The following is an 18,956-nucleotide window of genomic DNA, read 5'->3' on the forward strand; positions in this document are numbered from 1 at the left end:
CATGACTCCTGAACAGAAATTTGCCCGCTGGGTAAGGGTGAGTATTGCCTCTTTCCTGCTGATGTTTGTCTACTTTATCGTCGCGGATATCTGGATCCCGCTGACGCCGGACTCCACCGTAATGCGCGTGGTCACGCCCGTGTCGGCGCGTGTTTCCGGCTATGTGGCGGCGGTGCATGTGCACAACAACAGCCAGGTGAAGAAAGGCGACCTGCTGTTTGAGCTTGATGCCACGCCGTTTCGTAACAAGGTTGAAGCGGCGCAAATCGCCCTGGAGCAGGCGCGTCTGTCTAACGACCAGCTGGATGCCCAAATCAGCGCCGCGCTGGCCAGCCTGAAAACGGCCGAGCTGACCGCCCGCAACGATAAAGTGACGTTTGAGCGCTATCAGAAACTCAGTACCTTACAAAACGTCTCCCAGTCCGATCTGGATAAAGTGCGGACCACCTGGCAGAGCAGCGAGCAGTCCGTCAGCTCGTTAAATGCCAATATCCGCAACCTGCGTATTCAGCGCGGTGAGCGGGATGAGCACCGCAACGTCACGTTGCAAAAATACCGCAATGCGCTGGATGAAGCCGAGCTGAACCTCGGCTGGACGAAGGTCTACGCCGAAGCGGACGGCACGGTGAGTAACCTCCAGCTTAGCCCGGGGTTTTATGCTTCATCGGGCTCTGCTGCGCTGGCGCTGGTGAACAACCAAACCGATATCGTGGCGGATTTCCGGGAAAAGAGCCTGCGTCATACTCATCAGGGAACGGACGCTGCCGTGGTGTTTGATGCCTTCCCGGGCCAGGTGTTCCGCGCCCACGTTGCCAGCAGCGATGCGGGGATCCTGGCGGGGCAGGAAGCGGTGAACGGCGAACTCTCTGAGCCAGAAACCTCTAACCGCTGGGTACGTGATGCCCAGAGGATGCGCATTCACGTGGCGCTGGATGAGACGCTGCCGAAGCATCTGCCCACTGGCGCGCGTGCCACCGTACAGCTCTATAACAGCGAAGGCCCGTTTGCGCGCTTCTTCTCCGGGATGCAGATCCGTCTAGTGAGCCTGCTTCACTATGTCTATTAGCACTCTGGCGCGGGTCTTTACCCCGCACGACAACATCGTCTACACGGCAAACGACTTTCGCCAGACTCTGCGCATCGTCTTTGCCGGGATGGTTGCGCTCAGCATCTCCAGTTTTTACAACACCAGCTACGGCGTGTTTTTTGTGGTTTATCCCATCATGCTGCTGTCGCTGGTGCCGGTATTTAACCGCCACGTCGCAAAGCAGTTTATCTTCAGTGCGTCGCTAAACTGCATCGAAATGGTGATTATCATCGGCTATTTGTCGCAATGGCCGCTGATTATGACTCTGGTGGTGTTTGCCCTGTACGTGATGCGTTTTCGCTTTATGAGTAAAGGGCCGCTGTTCCTGTTCGGCTCGATGGGCGTGGTGTGCCAGAGCGTAATGCTCAATTTTATGAGCTACCCGACAACCAACTGGCACACGCTGATCTTTTCCAACATCGAAGCCAGCGTAATGGCGGTATGCCTGAGTGCGCTGATGAACTATCTGCTGCCGGACGTTGAACCCCGCAGGCCGCCACCGCTGATTGAGAAAGACGATGCCCGCGTGCGCCACGAATCGCTGCTCTCCGGCACCGTGGCTACGCTTATCTTTGTGGTGTTTCAGATTAGCGACCTGAGCGACTCCCTGTCGGCGCTGATGGCCGGGATTTTGATCCTGTTCCCGATGCACTATCGCGGCTCGGTCATGAGCTCTATCTGGCGTGTGGCAGGCGTGGTGCTGGGTTGTCTCTATATTCTGGTGGTGCAGCTCATTCTTTACGATCACAGTAGCCACATGCTGTTGATGATGCCGCTTATCGGCCTTGGGCTGGCGTTTGGCGCACGTCTGCATGTGATGGAGAAAGTGGGCGCCGGGGTGGGCTTTGCCAGTATCACCACTATCGGCATTATGTTCGGGCAGAACATGCACCCGGACAGTGACCTGGTGTTTAGCGACCTGTATCGCATCACCTCCGTGACCTTTTCGCTGGTCGCCACGCTGACGCTGGTTTTTCTGGTGCATCTGATACTTAACTGTTTTGCGCCAACGCGATACGTGATCCGCAATACGTGACACACATATTTATTTCGTTCTGTGCTATCACTGTCGGCCGGTTAATCTGGCGGCAAAAGGAACGGATGAATGTGGCAGACGCGAGCGCTTGAGCTAAATAATCAGGCTTACTGGAGCTGGGAAAAGGCCTGCGAGCTGGTCGACTACGCCGTCGCACATGATTTCAATACCGTGATTGTCGGGCAGGTCGACCTGTTCGACAAACTGGTTTCCCCCAAAGGTTACACCCCGCACCATTACAACGATCGCCTCTCAAGCCAGCAGCGCGCCCGCTGCGTGTATCTCAACCGCCTGGGGCTGTTGTGCCAGCAGAAAGGGTTGCGATTTTATCTTCAGGCGAAGGAGTTCAACTTCCCGACCGATCTGCTGCTGGCGCACCCGCACCTGTTTGAGGCGGGCCATGGCGTGCGCTTTGACGTCGATTTCTGGTGTGCTTATCTGTCTGAAAAAGTCTCTCTGATTTGCCAGCGCATTCCCGCGCTGAACGGCCTGCTGGTGGCGATCTCCAATACCGACGGGCTGTTGCCGATTTCACGCCCGAACTGGGAACTGTCGGCGCAGGATGATGAAAACCGCGCGAAACGCGACGATGAACGCAGCTGTTCGCTCTACAGCCGCTGTTTCAATGCCCTGTCCCGGGCGATGCAAAACGAGAATAAACATCTGGTGCTGCGCGTGTTCCCGGCCGGGAACCACGATCTCGGTAACGTGCTGGAGGCCATCCGCCCGCTGCCGGAAAGCGTGAGCGTGTCCATCAAACTGACCCCAGAACGTTTCTGGCCGTCATTCCCCAATAACCCGGCGCTGCTGGCAGTGCGCGAACGTGAAGTCTGGGCGGAAATCGATCTGGTGGGTGAAGAGGTGGGCTGGGGTATCTTTCCCTTCCCGCGCATTGACGAACTCCAGGGGCGATTGCTTTGGTGTCGCAGTAACCCGGCTATCCGCGGCGCGGTATGCAAAACCAGCTGGGAAGGGGTCGATAACCACTGGATTATCGGTACCCTCAGCGAATGCAATCTGGTGGCCTGTAGCCAGATGCTGATGAATGACGGCGCTCACCAGACCCAGGCGCAGCTGCTGACGCACTGGCTGGACGAATGCTACGGCTGGCGGCCGGACGAGCAAACCCTCGGTACTTTCCAGTCTTTACTGGAGCAGGCCGGGCAGGTGCTTTATCAGGCTATCTATGTGCGTGACCACGTTTTTCATCGTCACAGCCAGGTGCCTGAAAGCTACGGTCAGGCGGTGTGGAGCCTGTTTGGGCAGCTAAACCGCAACCACTGGCTGCCCGGCTCTGAACGGGATGTCTTCTTTAGCGCCAGCGATGTTGAGGCCTCTGCGGCTTCCCTTTCACGTATCGCGAAAGAAAAAGACGATGCGGGGGCGACATCTGCCACCTTGCGTGAGGAGGCGCTGCGTTTTGCTGAAACCGCCGCGTTCCCGTGGTCGCTTAAACAGCGCTGGCTGGAAGAGTGGCAAGGGCTGGCGCTTTACTGCCACCTGTTTTTACACGCCCAGAAGGCTTTCTTCACCCTGCGCTTTGCCCGTGAAGTGGAGAACAGCTGGAGCATGAGAGAGATTTGCCAGATCAATATTCAGGAGCTGTATCGCTGTGCCTCCGAAATGGAAGATTACTGCGCGAAACACGCGGAGGCTTCCCCGGGTCTGCATGTGCTTTTCGATGCCTCCCGGGTGCGTGCCCTGGCCGACAGCCTTGGCGATGAGCTGAAAGGGCTGAAGTAGTTTGACGCGCGTCACATAAAAATCCCGACCTGATATTTTTGTGTGACGCTTCTCGCATCACACCTTTCCCTGTTCGCGAATAGCGTGACGCATGTCACGCGACATTCCTGACCTCTTCCCGCTTTGTGAGTGACCAGGCAGATCCCGACAATCTGCGCGAATGGCCTCTCGCGACACTTAACAAACTCGCTGATGATATCGGCGTAATGTATTGATTCTGCGTGATATGAGGAAACTATGTCTCAGGGTGAAGGGCGGTTGGCTCAGGGTGATGCAATAACGCATTTTCGTGTCAGCATCGCTAAAGAAGAGCGTTTTGCTGAGTTTTACACGGGAGAAGGGGCTGACGGGCGTTTGCATGATGCCAGCGGGCAGCCTGGTGAGTCGTTTTGTCGGCAGATTTTCAGCCAGACCCACGCCCGGCGCGGTGTGGATCCCTCGCAGGCAATGCCTCTGAATCACATCACTCAAAGCGACGACAGCGGCATTGTCTCTTTCTCGGGTTTTCGCGCTCTGCCCTTTCACGTGCAGCGCTGGATGGGTGTCGACCTTGTTGCGCCGCATGATGGAGAATATGCCTTTCGGCTTGGCACCTGCGGCGGCGTGCGGGTGTGGCGTTCGGGTGAACAACTCGCCTGCTTTACGCCGTTTACCCGCAATCAGATGCAGTATCTGCCCGTCCGGCTGGCGCTGCGCGAGGGCAAAAACCGCCTGCTTATCCATCTCGATGAGCTGTTTGAGCGTGATACCGACTGTTCATTGCACATGGTCTATCTTGATGAGCCCACGCTCGGCATCGTGCCGGTGACGGGAAGCCCACTGCCGGCAAACCCCGTATCGCCTGCGCCTGACGGCAGTCGCCTGCTGACACTGATGGCGCAACGCGAGTACGGCCCCGAAGCCGATGCGCTGCTGTATCGCCTGTTAAAACAGGTGAGCGCGCGGGAAGAGGGATCGGTCTTTTCCCTGCTCACGCTTTTACAGCTGTGGAAAAACGCGCGGCAGGCGGATTTCCCGGAGCCGCTGTGGCGAAGGATGAAATCGACCATTCTGGGTTATCGCTACTGGCACGATGAGCGCGGTTGCGATGCGATGGATTTCTGGGGTGAAAGCGCCCCTGTGTTTCATGCGGCCCAGATGCAGGCCGGGGCGCTTTTCCCTGACGAACGTTTTATTGCCTCTTCACGCTTTGGCCATCAGCAGCAGCGGCTGGGTGAACTGCGCCTGAAAGGAGTCAACGCATGAATAAAGAACAGCTGATGAGCACCCTGGATCGCGTGGTGCGTGGTTTTTGTCGCCTGAAAAATCTTGATGAAGTGGGCGTGAGTGACGGCTTTGCAATCCATTTTGAAGAGTGGGAGTGGGAAGTCGGCGTGGGGCTGTACGGTTTCTGGCGCTTTGCTGATTTCAGGAACGACGCTGTCCTGCAACAGTCGATCCTCGAATGGTATGAAACCCAAATCGGCAAGGGCCTGCCGGAGATGCAGATCAATACCACGGCACCGATGATCGCCCTGGCGCTGGTTGCCGGGCATCATCAGCGCCAGGATCTGCTGGCAACGGTCAATGACTGGGCGGATGCCCTGCTGCGCGACCTGCCCAGAACCGAAGAGGGCGGCTTTCAGCATGTGGTGAAGGAGCAACCTAACACCGGGCAGCTGTGGGACGACACGCTGTTTATGACCTGCCTGTTTCTCGGCGTGGCGGGTATTGTGCTCAAAAGACGCGATTTGATCGACGAAGCGGGATACCAGTTTTTGCTGCACACGCGTTATCTCAGCGACCCGGTCACAGGGCTCTGGTATCACGGCTGGACGTTTGTGGATAAACACCACTTTGCGGGCGCGTTCTGGGCACGTGGCAACGCGTGGATAACCGTCGCCATCCCGGAATTTATTGCGCTGATGGGCGAGCATCTGGATGCCAGTGTGCGCCGGTATTTGTCGCAGGTGGTGGCGCGGCAGGTACGCACGCTTTGCGTGTTACAGGCTGATAACGGCATGTGGCACACGGTGCTGGACGATCCTCTCTCCCCGCAGGAGTCCTCCGCGACCGCGGGGATCGCCTACGGGATGCTTCGCGCGGTGCGCATGGGGATCCTGGATGCGTCCGTAAGTCGTTCTGCCCTGCGGGCGTTTGAGGCGGTGATCGCACGGATCGATGACGGTGGGCTGGTGCTTGAAGCCTCACGCGGTACGATGCTCGGCTGGGATATTCAGTATTACTGCGATATCGCGATGGCGCCGGTGCCTTACGCGCAGGCGCTCACGATGCTGCTGTTGCTGGAAATGGAGCAGGGCGGCTGGCTGGAAGATAAAAGCGGGGCATAATGCCCCGCTTATTACAGATGCAGCACCGTCGGGATTTGCGAGAGCAAAAACAGAATCAAACCAATGGTCCCGCCCACCAGCGTTCCGTTGACGCGGATGAACTGCAAATCTTTGCCGATATTCAGCTCTATCTGGCGTGACATATCTTCGGCGTCCCAGCTTTTTACCGTGTCGCTGATATGGCGGGTGAGGAACGCGGCAAAGTCCGGCGCAACACGGTGTGCCGCCTGCTCCAGATGCTCGTTAAACGAAGCCTGCAAGCTGGCATCCGCCATCAGCGTTTCGCCAAACCACTGTCCGGCGTTGGCGATACGTTGCTTCACGCGTGAGTCTTCGCTTTGCATATCTGTCTTCAGCCACTGGCGCAGGTCGGCCCACATCTCCCCCAGATAGCGGTTAAACGCCTCGTCATTTTTCAGGTAATGCTTGATGTTCCCGGCTCTGGCGGCCATCTCCGGATCGTTTTTCAGGTTGTCGATAAGCTTTAGCGTGGCCCTGTCGAACGCCTGGCGGATCTGGTGCGTACGATCGTGGCTGATATCATCCAGCAGGGTATTCACCGCGTTGGAGATCATCTCTGCGCTCTGCTCCCCCAGCCATTCGGTTGGCAGCACCATCGCTTTGCGCGGGTGTTCCGTCTCAAGCCAGTGAACAATCTGTGTGGCGATAAATTCCCGCGAGCTTTCCCGCTGAATCAGCGTAATCAGCCGATTGATGATGGCGTCCAGCAGCACCTGATGGCGGTTGTTTCTGGTCATGCTCTCGAGGATGACGGCGCTGGTTTCGGTGAAATCCACCTTATCGATAGCCTTATGCACGGCGCGTTTTAGCAGGCGCTGAATGCGCCCGTCGTCGGTGAGTTCGAGAAAACCGCTCATCACCTGAATCAGATGCTGCCCCACGCGCTGCGCGTTATCGGGCTTACTGAACCAGGAGCCAATCATCTGCGCCGGCTCATAGCGGCGGATTAACGCCACCAGGGACTGCGTATCCAGGAACTTCTCCTGCACGAACTGGCCGAGATTGTCGCCGATCCGGTCTTTATTACGCGGAATAATCGCCGTATGGCGCGAGATAAACGGGACCGGCACGCGGCGAAACAGTGCCACTACCGCAAACCAGTCCGCCAGCGCACCGACCATCGCCGCCTCGGCAATGGCCTTCACACCCCGCACCCAGAGGGTCTGAGGCAGGAACAGCGTTGTGATAAACGCCGCGCCGGCAATCAGCAGCAGCGACAGCGCCAGCAGCTTGGCGCGCTTGAGTTCAGTCTGTTTTTCCATGGGTTAAGGATAGAGGCAAGCGGGGGGGAAGTGCAAAGTGGGTGAAACATCATCTTATTTGCGATTCTGGAATACGGCTTCAGGAAAGGGATCGTACAGAGGGAAATTTCGTTTAATTCGTCATCGTTTTGTATATTCTTTTTTGTATATACAATCAGGGAAGGGTACACTATGCCTACGGAGTTTGAATGGAATAGCAGCAAGGCGAAAAGCAACCTGCAAAAGCACGGGATCCGTTTTGAAAGCGGCAATGAAATCATTCGTATCATCAGCGCACGTAAGGCAGACCGTAAAGAAAGGAGCCGTTATGAGCATTGTTAAACATAAACGCGGGAGTGCTGCTGAAGTTAGCGTTCATCGCGAGGCCGAACTTCACGCGTTAGCGGAAAAACCCGACGCAGAAATTGACTATAGCGATATTCCGGCAATGGATGAGGCGCTGTGGAACGACGCGGTACGCGGCAAGTTCTATCGTCCCTTAAAAACCCAGGCGTCTGTGCGTATCGATGCAGATGTTATGGAATGGCTTAAACGCCCGGGAAAAGGGTATCAGACGCGACTCAACGCTATTTTACGCGAGGCGATGCTGCGCGATCAGAACAAAAAATAGCGCTTAACGGGCAGCGCCAATGGCTGCCTGTTCGCTCAGAAGGTGCTTCCCAGTAATCGCCACAGTACCCACCCGCCAAATACCATCAGTACTCCACCCGCGACACGCTCAATAATCCAGACCGAGTGGCTTAACTTTTTCTGCACGGCGGGCAGCCCGATCAGTGACACTACGGCTAAGTCCCACACCAGCACAACCATTACCATCCAGATACCGCTCACCGATTGCTGTAGTAAGGTCACGTCTGGCCCCAGTAACGCCGTCATTAACGCCAGGTAGAACAGCGCATTTTTCGGGTTCAGCAAGGCAGAGCCAAGCCCGAGCAGGATCTGTTTGCGCCATGTGGGGATGTGCGGGGTTGTTTCTGTTAGCGAAAGCGGCTGCGGTGCACTGCGCACCAGCTGCGAACCTATCCACAGCAGATACAGCGCTCCGCAAAGCTCGATAAGCGTAAACAGCCACGAAAACTGGCGCAGTGCGCTCCATCCCATAATCACCAGCAAAATATACAGCCCGTTACCTGCGGCAATCCCTATGCACAGCCCGGCGCCGCCGCGCAGAGGGTAGCGTGCGGCGTAGCCTACCAACAGGAAAAAGTCCGGCCCTGGGCTTAACAGGGCGACAAAATGTGCCAGCGCCAGGGCGAGAAATGCGGAGGGGAAGAACAGTTCCATAGTGACCTCATCATAAAAACAGAGGTCAGGTTACGGCTACCCAGAACCTATTTATTGTCTGATATTGATCGGCCCGTTGCGTACTGGCGAGGTGTGGCCGCCGTATAGCTCACGAAGGTTTTGTGGAAATGGCTCTGATCGGCAAAACCGCTCTGGTAGCCAACGTCCGCAATATCATCTCCGGCACGCAGCCTCGCTTTGGCGTACTCCACGCGTGAGATGTTGAGAAAACTGCCCGGCGTTAAGCCAGTATCTTGCTTAAAAGAGCGGATCAACGTCTCTTTACGCAAGGAAAATTGCTGCGCCAGTACGTCCAGCGAGGGCGGGGTGGCAAGGTCAGACAGCAACGCCTGCTGGAGTAACTGGCTGGTGGGTCGCAGTACGTGTTCGTCTTCGTCGCACCGGGGGAGAGCAAAAAGCAGCGCATTAAGCGCAGCGGGCGTCATGTTTTCAACAATATCAAGATAATGCGCGAACAATGATTCATCGCGGATAACCTGCTGCGCGAGAGGCAAACCGGTGTCGATATAGAGCATATGGTAGCTGCGCGGTTGGTCTGCCACTGGGTTACAGCTGTGTGGTACGTAGGCCGGGATCACCACGATGTCGCCAGCTTCCAGAAGGTACTCTTGCCCGTTACATACGCAGCGCGTTTTCCCTTCCACAATGGCGCCGACAGAAAGCTGGACATGGCTGTGGCGTTTATATGCCTGCGTACTCTGCCATGTGCTGCGCAGCTCTACGCCCGGTTGCCGGGAAAAGGTCTGGTGAATATGGCGCGGTGTTGTCATTGGTCTGTCCTGACTTTGTTTTATTTTTTATAGCACAGCTGAATGCAGAGTCGGAGATCAGGATGGTGATAAAGCGATTTGTTTTATGTCACATTTAATATTAATCGTATCAATAATTGGCTGGCCGGGCGTTAATAAAAAACCTGCCATCTGGCAGGTTTTTTTGAACTCTATAAGACTTAGAAGCTCACGCCGCCGCCAACATAGGCCCCGTCGATCAGGGTGTGGTTTGGACGACCGTCTTTGCCATCAACGCTCACGTGGCGGTAACCCACTTTCAGGGTCACAGGTTTGATTGGGGTCCAGCTCACGCCGCCGTTTGCTTCCACGTAGTTTTTCACGCTGTTGTTCAGGCCGTCTGGTGCCACATAGCCTTCACCGAACACGTTAATGCTGTCGGTCACGGCAACGCTCACGCCACCACCGATTGGGAATGCCACGCCGTTATCGCCTTTTTTCGGGCCAACGTAGAGGGCTTTCGCACCTGCGTTCAGCATCACCGGGCCAACTTCGAAATTGTAACCTGCGCCAACACCACCGGTCGTGGTGCCGTCATCGGTATTTTTCAGCCAGCTACCTTCGGTGTACAAACCAGAGGTCGATTTGCCCATTTCAACATTCAGGTTAGTGAAGTTTTTACCCTGCTCAATGCTTCCGCCCATTGCCAGTGCAGAACCCGACACAACAGTCAGAGCAGAAAGGATAAGAACGTTAAGCTTTTTCATGAGTGTTTCCTCGTCATCAAATTAATCTGAGGACACCTTAACAAGCGATGTTTATGACTGCAAATGTGAGGTGGTTCGCAGTTTTATGCTGATTTTGTTAGTTTTTCTTATTTGTATTGTTGTTGAATGGTTGAATTTCCGCAGCGTCAATCATTAGCTTTTTTTACGTTTAGAGAACGTTTAATTTTCTCCCTAAACGGAAACTGAATACGACGGAAATAATGATATGTAGCCTATTTATTATTCAGGTAATAATTTCTGAATATGTTTCGACTGTTACAGATCGCGACATAAATTTACTTTTATGGCCGTAAGATTACCGGAAATGGGCTGGTCTAAAGGGGGCATTATCGCTGACGTAACGTTTTACATCGGCGGGTAATACGTGCCTGTAACGCAGCGAATAACGGGAGAGGCAACTCTCTGGTTCAGTGACCCCGCCCGGCGTTTACCTTCCGGGAGCGGGGGCCGGGGTCAGTCTATTGATTTACCGGAAGGTATTTTTCTTCTGCTCTACCATGGCGATAAAATCCAGGATCTGCTGCTGCTTGCGCCGGGAAAGATGCTCTACGCGGTGAAAAGCATCTTCAAGCGCCGGCTCCAGGGATTTGGTGGTGAGCACGATGCACTCCTCCATCACCCGCACCTCCAGCTTTTTGCCGACGGTAAACCGGCTTTCTCCAGCCACAGGCCTTTTAAAATGAGCGCCGGTAAACGGTCATGCTTCGGATAATTAGTTACATACGACACGGTATAACTGCGCAGGGTGGAAGGAAACATTACAGGTTTAATAAGTTCTGTAATAGAATCAATGTCAGTCATGATCGCTATTCTCCTAAAATAGGGGTTGTGATTAGCGGGACGCTCGTGTTGCAGCACGGGCGTTCTGCGTTAAATACCTGGATATAACATCAGGGAATAAAAGAAAAGTCCAGTTGAAAATAGACTGTAATGGGAGTGTTCCGGAAGGAATTAAATATATTTTTTACAGTTATAGATAGAGTGGAATAATAAAAGGCGCACTGGTCAGATGCGCCTGGAAATAATGCTCAGGATTTTTTACGCGAGGTTTTTTTACCGCCGCTGGCGGCGCGTTCGGCCTTGATTCTTTCCAACAGGGCGGCAGCGCTGTTTTCACCGCTGATTAGATCCGGGTTTTCAGCCCGCCACTGGGCGGTCAGCTCGCCGCGAAACGCTTTCGCCAGGATTGACTGGGTGAGGTTATTGACGCGGGTGAGGGCGCTGTTGACCTGCTTTTCGATGGTGTCAGCGTAGGCGAAGAGTTGTTCTACGCGACGTATGATTTCGAGTTGTTCTTCAATATGTGGTAAATAAACCTCAAGGCTGTTAATCACTTTTTGATTGAGATTAACCATTGTCGAACCGACAGCCTCTTTATTGAAATAGTTAATGGCAGTTGGTGATCTCAATATTAATTCAAGATATTTTGGAACTATGTTTTCCTTAGTTCTGAGAATCATTGACCCAGTGCCGCAAAGCATTTTTGATTGATTGAGATTAACCATAGCAGCTCTGCCCATCTCTCCTCTTCTACCAACAATGATATCACCATCTTGTAAAGACCATGAGCTAAGTTCAGCATATTTTTCATCAGATATTGTCATGCAGAGTGATGGCGAGATTATTCCATCATTAATATGCATTGGATTGATTACCGGAATGCCATTTGAAATATAATCACTTTTATGTAACGCACTTCCGAATGGGCCTGTTTTAATCATTATGCCAACTTCCTTAAGAGTATTTTTTTTATTATTCGAACTTATGTTTTGATTTAAATTTCCGGTAGCAGCCGCGGCTAATACCGCCTGACGAAAACGTTTCAGGATTTGCGGGATTTTCTCAAGACGGGCTTTTGTGCTGTCTACCTGCGCCAGAAGCGTATCGAGTTTTTCGGCGATTATTTTTTGTTCAGCGTAAGGTGGTAGAGATAACGGGTGTTCTTTTATAACTGCTTGAGAAATATTGGGCTGGGCTCCACCTTTGCCTTTTTTTATGAACGCATTTTTCTCATTGAGTAAAAAATAATATAAGAAAATACTTGAGGTAATATCTTCTATGGGCGAGCCAACAGCGCAGGCTTGGTTAGTAGTTGCATCAATTCCTAAGATAGACGTTTTACCAATAGTTGCCCCATACATTGCAATGGCAACAGAACCTTTGGGAAAATATTTAGCACTTGAGTTTTTTACGCCAGCTTCTGTGATGTATTCACTTGCTTCGGTAATTAACCTGGGCCCTAAGTCGCCGGTTTTAATCCAGGGTATATTGCCGTTATAAAATTCATCATGGCTACGAGATGGTGTGCCACCGGAGCCCCAGACTGCAATATTTTGTAGAGTTGTAGCAACCCACCCCTCCGGCAATTTCCCCCCACTCATGCCTTCACCTCACCAAACACTTCATTCATTAACGTCCGCTGTGCATCGGCCTCATCGCCCGCTCCCAGCTCACGCATCAGCGCATCCAGCTCGCCCAGCGCCTGTACTAGCTCGCTCATGGCTTCTGCCGCCAGCACGTCCGGCTCCGGCAGGCTGTCGGCGTCGATGCTGTCTTTATCCTTCATCCAGGAGATATCCAGCGAATCGGATTTGGCGGTGCGGATCCAGTCGCGACTGAACTTGAGCCAGCGGCTGGTAGTCAGGTGCTGCGCGATGTCCTGGTTCTCTTCGCTGTCGGCCACGTCAATTTCGCTGGCGTTAAAGCTCCACTCGCCTTCAGCGCGTGGGCTGTTGCCGTGCGGATCGTCGCCAAATACCTCCTCGAACGCCTTGAGATGCTGCTCGGTAAACGGCGTGCGCTTGCCGAAGCTCGGCATATTGGTCCGCAGGTCATAGACCCAGACGTTTTCGGTGCAGTTCTCTTCCTGGTATTTATCGGCGTCGGTGCCCTTGGTGAAAAACAGCACGTTAGTTTTCACGCCCTGCGCGTAGAAGATGCCTGTCGGCAAACGCAGGATGGTGTGCAGATTGCATTTGTTCATCAGGTCGCGGCGCACATCGGCGCCGACTCCGGCTTCAAACAACACGTTATCAGGCAGCACAACGGCAGCGCGGCCGCCCGGCTTCAGGTTGCGGTAAATATGCTGCAAAAAGGCCAGCTGTTTATTGCTGGTGTTATAGGTAAGGTCGTCGCGAGTAATACTGGCTTCCCCGCCTTTAGAGGTACCAAACGGCGGGTTGGCTAAAATGATATCCGCTTTTGCCAGCGACTGCCCGGCCATGCCCAGCGCATTGCCCTGATGCACCACGCCTTTTTCATCGCCTTCCATCCCGTGGAGCAGGCAGTTCATCAGCGCCAGACGGCGGGTAGACGGCACCAGCTCAACGCCGATAAAGGCTTTGTTCTTCTGGAACACGCGCTCTTTATCCGACAGATCGTACAGATCGTCGGTCCTGGATTTGATGTACTGATCGGCGGCAATCAAAAAGCCTGCTGTACCGGCAGCAGGGTCCTGAATCACTTCGCCCGGCTGCGGTTTGATGCAGCGAACCATGCTGTTGATCAGCGCGCGTGGGGTGAAGTACTGTCCGGCACCGGACTTGGTTTCACCGGCGTTCTTTTCCAGCAGGCCTTCATACAGATCGCCAAGGCCGTCTTTCTGCGCGCTGAACCAGTCGATCTGATCCAGCGAGCGGATCAGCTGCTCCAGGTGGCGCGGCTCGCGCAGGCGCGTTTGTGCGTCGGCATAGATCGCAGCGATCAGCGGGTCGGCGTGAACCAGTTTGCCTTCGGCATCTTTACCGGTAGAGAGCTTCAGCAGAATTTGTTTGTAGTCGTTAAGCAGGTTAAGACCGGATTTGCTGTTTAAATCGCTCCAGCGGCACCCTTCTGGCAGGATGTGTTTATCCAGCGTTTCCGCTTCGGTGTTCTCGTGCACCATCTTGATAAACAGCAGTAATACCAGCTCGGTGACGTAATCGCTGTAGTTGATGCCGTCGTCACGCAGAACGTCACAAAGATTCCAGAGTTTCTGAACGATTTCGTTGTTACTCATAGCTATTCCGGTTTAGGCCGGTTACCCGGCCTGTCTGTAAAAAAAAGATGGGGAAGGGTATCACGATCAGGCGGATTTTGGTGCCCACAACGCATCGCTCATCTGGTCGAGAATGCTGTCCAGTTGGTTATCCAGCAGGCTGTTGAGCTTCTTCGTTCCGCCGTCGGCGGAGAAAAGGTGATTGACGAAGTTTTTGTCCAGCACCACTTCATGCACCAGCTGTTTCGCCAGCCGCTCCAGCCAGCGCTTCTGCACGTTATTCCAGCTGTGCTGGGCATATATTTTGTCCAGCGCCAGCTTAACGCGCTCCTCGAACGGGATAAGCGGCTCGCCGAGCGCGGCCTGGCGGATATGCCCAAGGATGGTGGCGGCAATGTCCTGGCTGCTCTGGGTGCGCACCGCCGAGCGCAGGCTGGCCTCGCTGTAGCCCGCCTCGTCCAGCAAAAGACGGATCTCTTTTAGCTGCTCACGCGTCAGGTCGCGTGGACGGTTAACCACCACCGACAGCGCGGCGGACTGGTTGATTTGCGTGGAGATAAACTCGTTGAAGCTTTGCAGGTAGTCGGCGGGTTTCTGGTAACGCCCGTAGGTCTGCTCTTTGCTGATGAGTTCATCATCATGGTCTGAAATCACCGGGCGGTACTCGCTGCCCAGCAGAACACCGACATCGCTTAACTGGCGGATCAGATTGCGATGCTGTTTAAGGAATGCCGAGGCTTGCTGCGGGCCAAGCTTATGCAGATGCTGGTGCAATTGCTTCGGTTCAACACCCCAGAGTTCTTCCAGTTCATTCAGTTTTTTGCGTACTTCCGGGCGTTTTTCGGCCTTTTTCTCCGCTTTACGCAGGACGCGCATAATTTTCTGGCTGAGCTGATTGAGTAAGCTATCCGCCTGGGTTTCCGTTGGGCTATCGCCCGGATTATTCAGCGCCGTTTCCAGCACATCGTCATTCGATAGCTCTTCGACCAGTTGCTCGATGCTGACGCCGGCGTTTTTCACCAGCGGCTTCATAGTGTTCACCTCCTGAAGCGTGGCGTAGATATCCACCGGATCGTGGATCCAGAAAACGGTTTTACCGATATCGTCGCAGCGACGGGTAGCGCGGCCGATCATCTGCTCATACAGAATGCGGGACTTCACCCGGCGCAGGAACACCAGATGAGTGATCGCCGGAACATCGATACCGGTGGTCAACAGATCCACGGTGATCCCAATACTGGGGTAGCGTTCGTTTTTGAAACGTTTGATAAGCTTGCTGACCTGATCGCTCTTGCCAGTGATCTTCTCAATGGCGGCCTGGTTAAAGTCGGGGTTGACCTCACCCATGGCGTCATCAAGCAGGCGTTTCACCATATCGGCGTGGGCGTCCGTGGCGCAGAAAATCAGCGTTTTTTCATCACCGGATGGATCGATCTCTTTCGCCAGCTCTTCGCAGATCACCCGGTTAAAATCTTCGGTAATCACCTTGCGGTTGAAGGCATCGACGTCGAAATTCAGTTCGTCCTCCAGTTCGCTGGTATCGACTTCTCCCGTTTCTGCATCCACGGCGCTGACGGTGTCACCCGCATCAAAGTGAATGCCGTATTTGCTGAGCTGGGTTTCATAGCGAACCGGTGGCTCGTGGTCAATCAGCCAGTCTTCCGCCACCGCTTCCCGGTAGGAGTAGATATAAACGGGATGACCAAAAATCTCGCTGGTATGTTTGGCTGGTGTCGCTGTCAGGCCGATTTTCACCGCGTCAAAGTAGTCCAGCACCCGACGATAGCTGGAGAGATATTGGGCGTTATCGCGGATAGAGAGCTCGCCCTCGGTCATTTCCTGATCCAGCGTGTAACCACGGTGCGCTTCGTCAATGATGATGCAGTCGTAGGTATCTACCGCAGGCGGCGTACCGGAACGATAGATGCGGCTGACCATGGATTGTACCGTGGCAACCTGCACGCGGGTTTCTGCCTCTGCCGCCATATCGCCCAGTTCGGCGACGTTGTAGATCTGAGAAAGCGTCTGGTTTTGTTCTAACGAGGCCTCTTTAAAGGCATCCTGCGCCTGCTCGCCGAGGGCAGAGCGGTCAACGAGAAAGAGGATTCGTTTAAAGCGTTCAGCCTTCAGGAAACGGTAGATTAAGCCAATAATGGTACGCGTCTTACCCGTTCCGGTGGCCATTGCTAACAAAGCTTCACGCGAGCCCTGTTCCAGGGCTGACTCGACGGCCTTAACTGCGTTGACCTGGTAATCACGCAGGCCAAGGTAGCTAAAAGGCTCCTGATGCAGCCTGGCTTCTGCCTGGGCACGGCTACGATGCAGGCGGTCCAACAGACCTTCTGGTGTGATGAAGCTTTCCAGCGGATAGCGGGTATTGTCAGGTGAGCGAACATCGCGGAACCATGTGCCGGAATGTTCGGCGGACTGTTTGATGTAAGGTCGGCCGTTGCAGGAGAAGACGAAAGGGATCTGATAAACGCTGTTCACGCCATCTTCCCAGCCTTTTACGCGACCTTCTTCAGCCCAGGCGGGGATCATTGACGCGTCAAACTGAAAACCTTTGCTGTAGCGCTCTGCCTGGGGGATTTTTCCGGCGACGTTTTCGTTTTTCTTTTTCGCTTCAACGGTTGCAACGGGCGTGAGACCGCAGAAAAGAACGTAATCCGCTCTGCCGTGTTCGTCATCGGCAAAGGTTGGCCATTCGGCAATGGCTTTGTTGACCCCTTTTTCGGGACGGTGGCCTTTTTTCCAGGTGATTTCCTGAGTATCTGCCAGCCAGCCCCATTCATTGAGCTGCTGGTCAATGAGGATACGGGTCAGCTCTTCAGTGATGATGTGCTTGCGGGCATAGCTGGACTTGCGGCCAAACTCTTTGCGCTGGGCTGTAATCGCTTGCTGTGTTTGCTGAGTAAGCTGTGTCTGCAAGGCGGTGAGCTTAGCTTCGTAATTTTGCTGGAGCGTTTGCAGATCCTGCTGACTCATTTCCAGCAACTGCTGTTGTTCTCTGGCCTCGATATCCATTTCGTGAGCCAGCTGTTCGTATTCTTCTTTTTGCTGTTTAAGTAAAGTCTGAAGCTGCTCGCTGGATTCTAATTTTTGATTCGCTGCCAATAATGTTTGTTTAAGTTGTTCAATGGCAGATTGGGACTTATTGAGCTGTTCGCTCGGGTCATGCGGTGGAACAAAAGGGCCAGGATTAAACTGGCTACCCGCATCACCAAATGTCTGATGGAACCAGATTGCCAGCGCACGGGCGACTTTCAGCGCGTCCATCGCTTCGCGGTGTCGGGTCTGGAATTGATGCGTCGCTTTGTTACCTTCAATTCTGAGCGTATGAAATAACTGACGAATCGCAGGATCGAACTGTAATTCTCTGTCCAGCCTGTAGAGCAACTCTTGCTGACTCGGGTTATCTTCCCGGCCAATATTCAGGCGGGCGGCAATATTCTGCGCCAGGGCTTCACCAAACTGCCGCAGTTTCATAAGCGTCGTATTGGGGTCGCTGGAGAATAGCTGTTCTGCGGTCGCGGTGATTTGAACCAATAAAGGATCGTGCTCTGCCAGGAAAGCAAAGTTTGCTGGCTGGTGTGGGCTAGCAGTTGTCAAAGGGTAAACTCCTTGCAGAAATCACCCGCAGCTCGTTGCTGATGTAGCTCTGGATGAGAAGAGTTGATTTTGCGAAATTTCTCTCAAAATCATAACGCTGTACGTTTTTTTATCAAGCGCTAAAGGGGCAAGATGACGTCTGAAATACGCCAAAAGGGGCTGGAAAAGGAAAGGGTTAGGCATGTTCTACGCGGTACAGCCGCTTTGCCTTTAAAGCATCCCATTCAAATAAATACCCTTTAGACGTTCAGCCGGATTTTAGCGTTCCGCCAGAACTGTGGGATAATGTCACCATTACGGTTGCTGGGGGTGAAAAATGAAGACTGAACTGCTGGGGCTATCCTGGGACGCTGATACGCTTCCTGAAGTCAAAACTCCAGGAACGCGCGTGGCGCTGTTTACCTTTAAATCTCAGATGGCGGGTTTTGTCTGGGACGCCGCGCAGCTGGAAAACAACCCCTACACCTTCGTTGAAGTTAAAACGCTTCTGGATGGCGTGACTGTGGGCGGGCATAAGGTCAGTGATACCGAACAGGTGCTGAACCTGGCAGATAGCAGTAAAAAGCTGATTGAACTGGTGCAGACCGGGCGTTTCGATCTCGACAAAAAAACCTTTACCCTGCTGCACAGCATCATCGCCCGTAACGAAGCACTAGAATGGGGGATGTTCCGCGGGGAAGGGGATGAGGTGCATTACAATGCCCGCGTCCATCTCGGTGAACTGGGCACTCACTTCCCGCCCGCAACAGAAGCGGGCGCGCCTGAACTGAATGATATTTTTGCAAAAGGCGTCTGCCAGATTAAAACAATGCCGCCATTTGAAGGGGCATTGGCGATGTTTTTGTTTGGCGCCTGGTTCCAGTTTTTCTTCGATGGTAATAAACGTACCAGCCGCCATATGATGAATGGCTGGCTGATGAAACATGGCTTTAATCCCATCAGTATTCCTGCTGCGCGTGCACTGGAGTTCAACAGCAAGATGGTTCGGTTTTATCACAGTAAAGATGCCAGCGAAATGATGGCTTTTTTGGTGTCGTGCTATCCGGATTAAGTCGTTTTGCCGGATAGCGA

Annotated in this window: 17 protein-coding genes; 8 read left to right on the forward strand and 9 right to left on the reverse strand. The window is 53.8% G+C overall.

The genetic code is table 11. The annotated features are described in order from the left end of the window. Window position 1: 1 nt before the first annotated feature. The 5 genes from N1249_RS02685 (at window position 2) to N1249_RS02705 (ending at window position 6,196) form a co-directional block, all read left to right on the forward strand. Window positions 2-1,066 carry an HlyD family secretion protein gene (locus tag N1249_RS02685; RefSeq protein ID WP_259834315.1) on the forward strand — a complete coding sequence of 355 codons (1,065 nt, stop codon included), beginning with the start codon at window positions 2-4 and terminating at the stop codon, window positions 1,064-1,066. Continuing rightward, entirely contained in the window at window positions 1,056-2,123 is a 1,068-nt protein-coding gene (locus N1249_RS02690) for a DUF2955 domain-containing protein (RefSeq protein ID WP_259834316.1), read from the forward strand. Before N1249_RS02685 ends, N1249_RS02690 begins: the two co-directional genes overlap by 11 nt. 69 nt (window positions 2,124-2,192) lie before the next feature. Beyond that, a complete protein-coding gene (locus N1249_RS02695; protein ID WP_259834318.1) occupies window positions 2,193-3,866 on the forward strand; it encodes a hypothetical protein in 1,674 nt (557 codons plus the stop codon). Between the two features lie 237 nt (window positions 3,867-4,103). Continuing rightward, a complete protein-coding gene (locus tag N1249_RS02700) occupies window positions 4,104-5,111 on the forward strand; it encodes a hypothetical protein (protein ID WP_259834320.1) in 1,008 nt (335 codons plus the stop codon). Continuing rightward, complete coding sequence (locus N1249_RS02705; RefSeq protein WP_259834322.1) at window positions 5,108-6,196, forward strand: glycoside hydrolase family 105 protein; 1,089 nt, start codon at window positions 5,108-5,110, stop codon at window positions 6,194-6,196. Before N1249_RS02700 ends, N1249_RS02705 begins: the two co-directional genes overlap by 4 nt. A gap of 11 nt (window positions 6,197-6,207) precedes the next feature. On the opposite strand, the gene N1249_RS02710 is transcribed toward N1249_RS02705, so the two are convergent. Then, the gene (locus N1249_RS02710) at window positions 6,208-7,479 is read right to left on the reverse strand and encodes a DUF445 domain-containing protein (RefSeq protein ID WP_259834324.1); all 1,272 of its coding nucleotides are present in this window, start codon (window positions 7,477-7,479) and stop codon (window positions 6,208-6,210) included. Window positions 7,480-7,650: 171 nt separating this feature from the next. On the opposite strand from N1249_RS02710, the gene N1249_RS02715 reads away from it, so the two are divergent. Continuing rightward, window positions 7,651-7,800 carry a hypothetical protein gene (locus N1249_RS02715; RefSeq protein ID WP_259834326.1) on the forward strand — a complete coding sequence of 50 codons (150 nt, stop codon included), beginning with the start codon at window positions 7,651-7,653 and terminating at the stop codon, window positions 7,798-7,800. Beyond that, the gene (locus N1249_RS02720; protein WP_259834328.1) at window positions 7,787-8,089 is read left to right on the forward strand and encodes a BrnA antitoxin family protein; all 303 of its coding nucleotides are present in this window, start codon (window positions 7,787-7,789) and stop codon (window positions 8,087-8,089) included. The genes N1249_RS02715 and N1249_RS02720 overlap by 14 nt, the downstream gene beginning before the upstream one ends. A 35-nt stretch (window positions 8,090-8,124) precedes the next feature. On the opposite strand, the gene N1249_RS02725 is transcribed toward N1249_RS02720, so the two are convergent. The 8 genes from N1249_RS02725 to hsdR form a co-directional block, all read right to left on the reverse strand. Further along, entirely contained in the window at window positions 8,125-8,763 is a 639-nt protein-coding gene (locus N1249_RS02725) for a LysE family translocator (RefSeq protein ID WP_259834330.1), read from the reverse strand. 47 nt (window positions 8,764-8,810) lie between these two features. Next, a complete protein-coding gene (locus N1249_RS02730; protein WP_259834331.1) occupies window positions 8,811-9,554 on the reverse strand; it encodes an AraC family transcriptional regulator in 744 nt (247 codons plus the stop codon). A gap of 179 nt (window positions 9,555-9,733) precedes the next feature. Then, window positions 9,734-10,279 carry a YfaZ family protein gene (locus N1249_RS02735; protein ID WP_259834332.1) on the reverse strand — a complete coding sequence of 182 codons (546 nt, stop codon included), beginning with the start codon at window positions 10,277-10,279 and terminating at the stop codon, window positions 9,734-9,736. Between the two features lie 487 nt (window positions 10,280-10,766). Beyond that, complete coding sequence (locus N1249_RS02740; protein WP_259834333.1) at window positions 10,767-10,901, reverse strand: hypothetical protein; 135 nt, start codon at window positions 10,899-10,901, stop codon at window positions 10,767-10,769. Window positions 10,902-10,915: 14 nt separating this feature from the next. Then, window positions 10,916-11,101, reverse strand: coding sequence for a SymE family type I addiction module toxin (locus tag N1249_RS02745; RefSeq protein ID WP_259834336.1), 186 nt, complete (start codon window positions 11,099-11,101; stop codon window positions 10,916-10,918). Between the two features lie 227 nt (window positions 11,102-11,328). Further along, complete coding sequence (locus N1249_RS02750) at window positions 11,329-12,681, reverse strand: restriction endonuclease subunit S (RefSeq protein WP_259834337.1); 1,353 nt, start codon at window positions 12,679-12,681, stop codon at window positions 11,329-11,331. Further along, window positions 12,678-14,297 carry a type I restriction-modification system subunit M gene (locus N1249_RS02755; RefSeq protein ID WP_259834338.1) on the reverse strand — a complete coding sequence of 540 codons (1,620 nt, stop codon included), beginning with the start codon at window positions 14,295-14,297 and terminating at the stop codon, window positions 12,678-12,680. Before N1249_RS02755 ends, N1249_RS02750 begins: the two co-directional genes overlap by 4 nt. A gap of 66 nt (window positions 14,298-14,363) precedes the next feature. Beyond that, window positions 14,364-17,885, reverse strand: a complete 3,522-nt coding sequence (hsdR, locus tag N1249_RS02760) for a type I restriction-modification system endonuclease (protein WP_259834340.1) — start codon at window positions 17,883-17,885, stop codon at window positions 14,364-14,366. Window positions 17,886-18,201: 316 nt separating this feature from the next. Between hsdR and N1249_RS02765 the strand changes: the two genes are divergently transcribed. Then, window positions 18,202-18,936 (forward strand): Fic family protein, encoded by a 735-nt coding sequence (locus tag N1249_RS02765; RefSeq protein ID WP_259834342.1) that lies wholly within the window; start codon window positions 18,202-18,204, stop codon window positions 18,934-18,936. Window positions 18,937-18,956: the final 20 nt, after the last annotated feature.

Source organism: Enterobacter sp. CP102 (genome assembly GCF_025152625.1).
In the GTDB taxonomy this organism is placed as follows: Bacteria; Pseudomonadota; Gammaproteobacteria; order Enterobacterales; family Enterobacteriaceae; genus Enterobacter; species Enterobacter soli.